The organism is Streptomyces sp. NPDC054956 (assembly GCF_053609185.1).
This window is the reverse complement of the sequence record NZ_JBSGXB010000429.1, coordinates 1-5127: the sequence shown is the minus strand read 5'-3', so window position 1 is coordinate 5127 and position 5127 is coordinate 1. Positions and strand designations below refer to the sequence as shown.

Sequence of the window (5127 nt, the reverse complement as noted above, 5' to 3'; positions counted from 1 at the left end):
GGTCTGGGGCGGAGCCCCAGGGGTCAGGGCGCAGCCCTGGGAACGGTGGAAGGGCGGGTAGGGGACAGCCCCGCAGGGCACCCCAGGGCGCAGCCCGGGGTTGCAGGGGCCGGGGTCCGCCCGGTGGCGAGCCCGGGGTCGACCCGGTGGCGGGCCCGGGTTACCGGGGCCGAGGCTACGGGGCTGTCGAGCTCGACTGTTTGCTGTCCTGGGGCGGCGGGGGCGAGTCACCGGAGACGGCCAGCCAGCTGCCGACTCCGACCGCCGCGGCCAGAGCGACCGCGGCAGCGGACAGCGCCAGCCGGCGCTTGCGAACGGTCTCCGCCCGGTGCCGCGCGGACCCCGGCCGGTGCCCCCCGGCAGGCCGCGGCACCCGCGCCGTGCCGAGCGCACCCCCGGCCAGCTCGTCCGGCCCCGGCACCCGCATCGAGGTGTGGGTGTCCCGGTTGGAGTCCGTCGAGGAGCCGGGGACCAGCGGGACCACGCCCCGCCGCCGTACCGGGTCCGAGGCGGTCTCCGGCTCCGGCGAGCGGTCCGGCTCGGGCTCGTCCGGCTCGTCCACGTCCAGCGGCGGCATGCCGGCCAGCAGCGGCAGCAGGTCGCGCAGGCGCAGGGAGAGCTCCGAGGCGCGCAGCCGCGAGGCGGGGGCCTTGGCCAGGCACTGGACCATCAGCTGCCACAGCTCGTCGGGGATCCCGGGCAGCGGGACGACCGTCTCGGTCACGTGCCGGCGCAGGACCGCCCCGGGGTGCCCGCCGCCGAAGGGCGTGAAGCCGGCCAGCAGCTCGTACAGGACGGTGGCCAGCGCGTAGATGTCCACCGCCGCGCGCGGCGGCAGCCCCTCCACGATCTCCGGCGCCAGGTAGTCCGGGGTCCCGATGATCCGGGTGGTGGGGGCCGACACGCGCCCGCCGGTGGCCCGCCGCGGCGAGTCGATGAGCTTGGCCACGCCGAAGTCGGTGAGCAGCGCGGGGTGCGCGCCGCCCGGCCCGAGCGGGCCCTGCATGTCGAGCAGGACGTTCTCCGGCTTGACGTCCCGGTGGACGACCCCGGCCGCGTGCGCGGCGGCCAGCGCGTCCGCGACGTCCGCGACGATCGCGACGGCCGCCTCGGGGGCGAGCCGCCGCTCGCGGTCGAGGCGCGTGCGCAGGTCCGTACCCCGGACGAGGTCCATGACGAGGGCGAGGTCGTTGCCGTCCACGACGAGGTCGCGGACGCAGACGACGTGCGGGTGCTCCAGGCCGAGGAGCGCGCTGCGCTCCTGGACGAACCGTCCGACGAGCTCCTGGTCGGACGCGAGGTCCTCGCGCAGCAGTTTGACGGCGACGGGGCCGTCCGGCCCCTCGCCCAGCCATACCGTGCCCGCGCTGCCGCGCCCAAGGATCTGGTGCGCGGTGTACCGGCTGCCGATCTTCCGTGCCACGACTGCTCCCTCAGCGGCTGGCGTACGTGCCAAAGCTACGCGGCCGGGTGGGGGTTGTAGTCCACGGATCGCGGCGACCTTCACTTCTGCGGGCGAAATCACGTCCCAGAAGTCGACAAATCCACGAAGTCAGCGCTACAGGGCCCCATTCGAGCCCTGTAGCAGCGTCCGACGGGGGCGCCGGCTCAGGGATGCGCGCCGCCTCAGGTTCCGCTTCCGGTGGCGTCGCCGATCGTGCTGATCCAGTCGACGGCGTCCGAACCCCAGGTCCACACCTGGTCGAACCAGCCCTTGCCGGTGCCGACCCACTCCTGGAGTCCGCTGAACTCCCAGATCATCCAGCCCGCGACGAAGAACAGAAGGATCATGACCAGGCAGCCCTTGAGGCAGCCCAGACCCGGGATCCTCACCGGGTTCGCGCTGCGGCGGCGCGGCTCGCGCGGCTCCCGGTCGACGGGCTGCCGCGGCGGCGGACCCTGCGGGGGCTGCTGCTGGGGCGGCGGCTGGGGCTGGCGGTACTGGGGCTGCCCGCCCTGCGGCTGCTGGTACTGCTGGGGGTGGTGCTGCTGCGGCTGGTAGTGCTGCGGCGGGGGCGCGGGCGCGTACTGCTGCTGCGGGTACTGCTGGGGCTGCTGGTACTGCTGCTGCGGCGGGGGCTGCCGGTACGGCTGCTGCTGGGAAGGCTGCTGCGGCCGGTACTGGGGCGGCTGCTGCTGCGGCGGCGGGGGCGCCTGCCGCTGCGGACGGCGGCGCAGCGGGTCCTCGCTCGGGTCGAGGTACTGCATCTGCGTCTGCTCGTTGCGGTCGCGGGCCGCCTGCATCTGCGACTGCCACGGGTGCGGCTGGTCCGGCCGCTGCACGGGCGGCATCACGGAGGTCGGGTCCGCGCCCGGACCGCCCGGACCGCCGGTGCTCGGCAGTACGGAGGTGGCGTCGGCCGCGCCGACCGGCGGCAACACGCTGGTCATGGCGCTCGGGTCGTAGGCGCCCATCGGGGAGGCCCCGCCGCCACCGGGCAGCACCTGCGTGGCGTCCGAGGAGCCCGGGGTCTCGGGGACCGGCGCGGGCGAGGGGTCGGGCGCGAGCAGCGCGCCGACGCCGAGCGCGGCCTCGACCTCGGCGGCCGTGGAGTGCACGCCGATGCCGGAGGCCACGACGCGCAGGCCGCGCGCCAGGCTCTCGGCGCTCGGGCGCTCGTACGGCTCCTTGCGCAGGCAGCGCTCGATGACCGTCCACAGCGGCTCGGGCACGTTCGCCGGGCGCTGCGGCTCCTCGCTGAGGTGGCGGTGCAGGACCTCCAGGGCGCTGCCGCCGCCGAAGGGCGGGCGGCCGGTGAGGAGTTCGTAGAGCAGGATGCCGGCGCCGTAGATGTCGACGGCCGAGGTCTGCGGGCGGCCCTCGGCGGACTCGGGGGCCACGTAGGCGGGGGTGCCGACGAACTCGTGCGTGCGCGTCAGGCCCGGGGAGTCGGCCAGGCGCGCGATGCCGAAGTCGGTCAGCATCGGCTTCATCTGGCCGTCGCGCTCGTCGAGCAGGACGTTGGCGGGCTTCAGGTCGCGGTGGACGACGCCGTCGGCGTGGCTGGCGGCGAGCGCGTCCGCGATCTGGGCGGTCAGCAGGCTCGCGGCGACCGGGGTGAAGGGGCCGTTCGCGCGGATGTACTTGTGCAGGTCAGGACCGTCGATGAGGTCCATGACGAGCGCGAGCAGATCGCCCTCCACGACGAGGTCGCGGGTGCGGACGATGTTGGGGTGGGTCAGGCGCAGCAGCACCGAGCGCTCGCGGAGGAAGCGCATGACGATGTCCGCGTCCTGGGCCAGCTCCTCCTTGAGGACCTTGATGGCCACGGTCTCGCCGGGGTGGCCGGCCACTGCCGCCTCCGCTCCGGCGGCCTCCCTCTGGCGCGCGCGCCAGACGGTGCCCGTGGCGCCGCGCCCGAGCGGCTCCTCGAGCAGGTACTTGCTGCCGACTGGCCGCACGTCACGCGCTCCCTGCTGTTGGTTTCTGCAGTCGATTGGGTGATGGGTTTTCCGGCCCACTCTAGGGGGTGTCCTGAGGGAAGACGCCGGGCACGGAAGGTTGGTTGCCGTACATATGTACGAAGGGTGAGATTTGCGGTGTATGCCAGGGGCGATTTTCGTCGCCCTGTTGTCCTTATCCGACCGGCCCGATTGCAGGTCCGGTACCGCTCCACGACCGATCAAGATCACTTGTTGGTGGGCGGCGGGCGTGTTGTGTACGACAGGTGCGAGGATGCACCCGTACGGAACGGCCGGGACGGGAGCCCCGCCTTCCGGGCAGACCTGACCGGACGACGCGTCCGTGCCGGGTGGGGGCGGACGGGCACGCATGGCATGTCCCGTGGATCCCTGCCGGGCGCATACACCGCGCACCGCGCAGAAGGGACCGCTGACGGCGATGCAGATCCGGCTGACCGTTCTCGGCTCGGGGTCGCGCAGCGGCCACCTGGCCGCCTCCACGACCTCCTCCGCCGCGGGCTCCGCCGCGAGCTCCGGCTCCGGGCCCGCGAGTTGCGACGTACTCGTCACCGCGCCCGTGGGCACCGCGCTGGCCGCGGTGGCCTCCGGACTCGCGGCGACCGTCGGCGGCCCCGACACCGGGGGCACGGTCGTGCTGTACGCCGGTACGGAGCGGCTCGACCCCGGGCGGAGCGTGCTCGGCGAGCCGCCGCTGGTGGACGGGGCGGTCCTCTCGCTGAACGTGCCCGGCCCGCACGTACTGGCGGACGCCGAGACCGGGGACGGACCGCAGCTGCACGTCGTCGCCGGACCGGACGCGGGCGGGGTGCACCTGCTGCACCCCGGGGCGATCCGGATCGGCCGCTCCGCCGACGCGGACGTTCCGCTGGACGATCCCGACGTCTCCCGCCTGCACTGCACCGTCACCGTGCTCCCGGACGGGCGGGTGGCGGTGGCCGACCTCGGCTCGACGAACGGCACCACCCTCGACGGCGCGACGGTCGGCCCGGACCGGGTGGCGCTGGCACCGGGAGCACTGCTGCGGGTCGGCGAGTCGACCCTGCGGCTCGCCGTCGGAGCTCAGCCCTCCCCCCTGCCGGTCACCCCCGACCTGGAGGGCCACCTCGCCCTCGCCCTGCCCGGAGCCGGCCGGGACGGCGTCCCCGACGCCGACCACCACCGGGCCTCCTGGGGCGCGCCCGACGCCGGCGACCCCGCGGCCGCGACGGGCTCGTACGGTCCGGGCCCGCACGGCACCGGCTCGCACGGAACCGGCGCGTACGGCGCCCCCGCTCCCGGGTACGACACCTCCGGCGACGGCCGGGCCGCCGTCCCCGGACCGGGCGCTCCCGGAGCGGAACAGCACTCCGGCGGCCGGGACTCCGCGTACCCGCCCGGCGCACCCGGCGTCGAGCACTTCGGCGAGGCCGGCTGGGACAGCGCCGGCGCACCGGACGGCCTCGCCGCGGGCCCGGCCGAGGGGCGCACCGGCGAGCCCCGGCGCGGGGCCCGGCGCGGGCTCGGGGCCTGGGCGCGCAAGTGGGTGCGCGGGGAGGAGCCCGAGCCGGCCGAGGTGTTCGCCGGGACCGCCTCGGCGGCCGCCGTCGCCGCACGGCCCGGCTCCGACGATCCCGCCGCGCTGCTCCTCGCCGCCCTCGGACCGGCCCCCAGACTGTGGGCCGGGCCCGCCGGACTGGAGGTCGCGCTCGGCGCCGGCAGCAAGGT

General features: G+C 75.6%; 3 protein-coding genes. 1 reads left to right on the top strand and 2 read right to left on the bottom strand.

Annotated elements, in window-relative coordinates; genetic code table 11:
* Nucleotides 1-175 precede the first annotated feature (175 nt).
* On the bottom strand, nucleotides 176-1423 hold the full coding sequence (locus tag ACWGDE_RS35925) for a serine/threonine-protein kinase (RefSeq protein WP_453393273.1): 1248 nt from the start codon (nucleotides 1421-1423) through the stop codon (nucleotides 176-178).
* Nucleotides 1424-1626: 203 nt separating this feature from the next.
* Nucleotides 1627-3402, bottom strand: coding sequence for a serine/threonine-protein kinase (locus tag ACWGDE_RS35920; protein WP_453393272.1), 1776 nt, complete (start codon nucleotides 3400-3402; stop codon nucleotides 1627-1629).
* Between the two features lie 439 nt (nucleotides 3403-3841).
* Between ACWGDE_RS35920 and ACWGDE_RS35915 the strand changes: the two genes are divergently transcribed.
* On the top strand, nucleotides 3842-5127 hold a 1286-nt coding region (locus ACWGDE_RS35915; protein WP_453393271.1), incomplete at its 3' end, for an FHA domain-containing protein.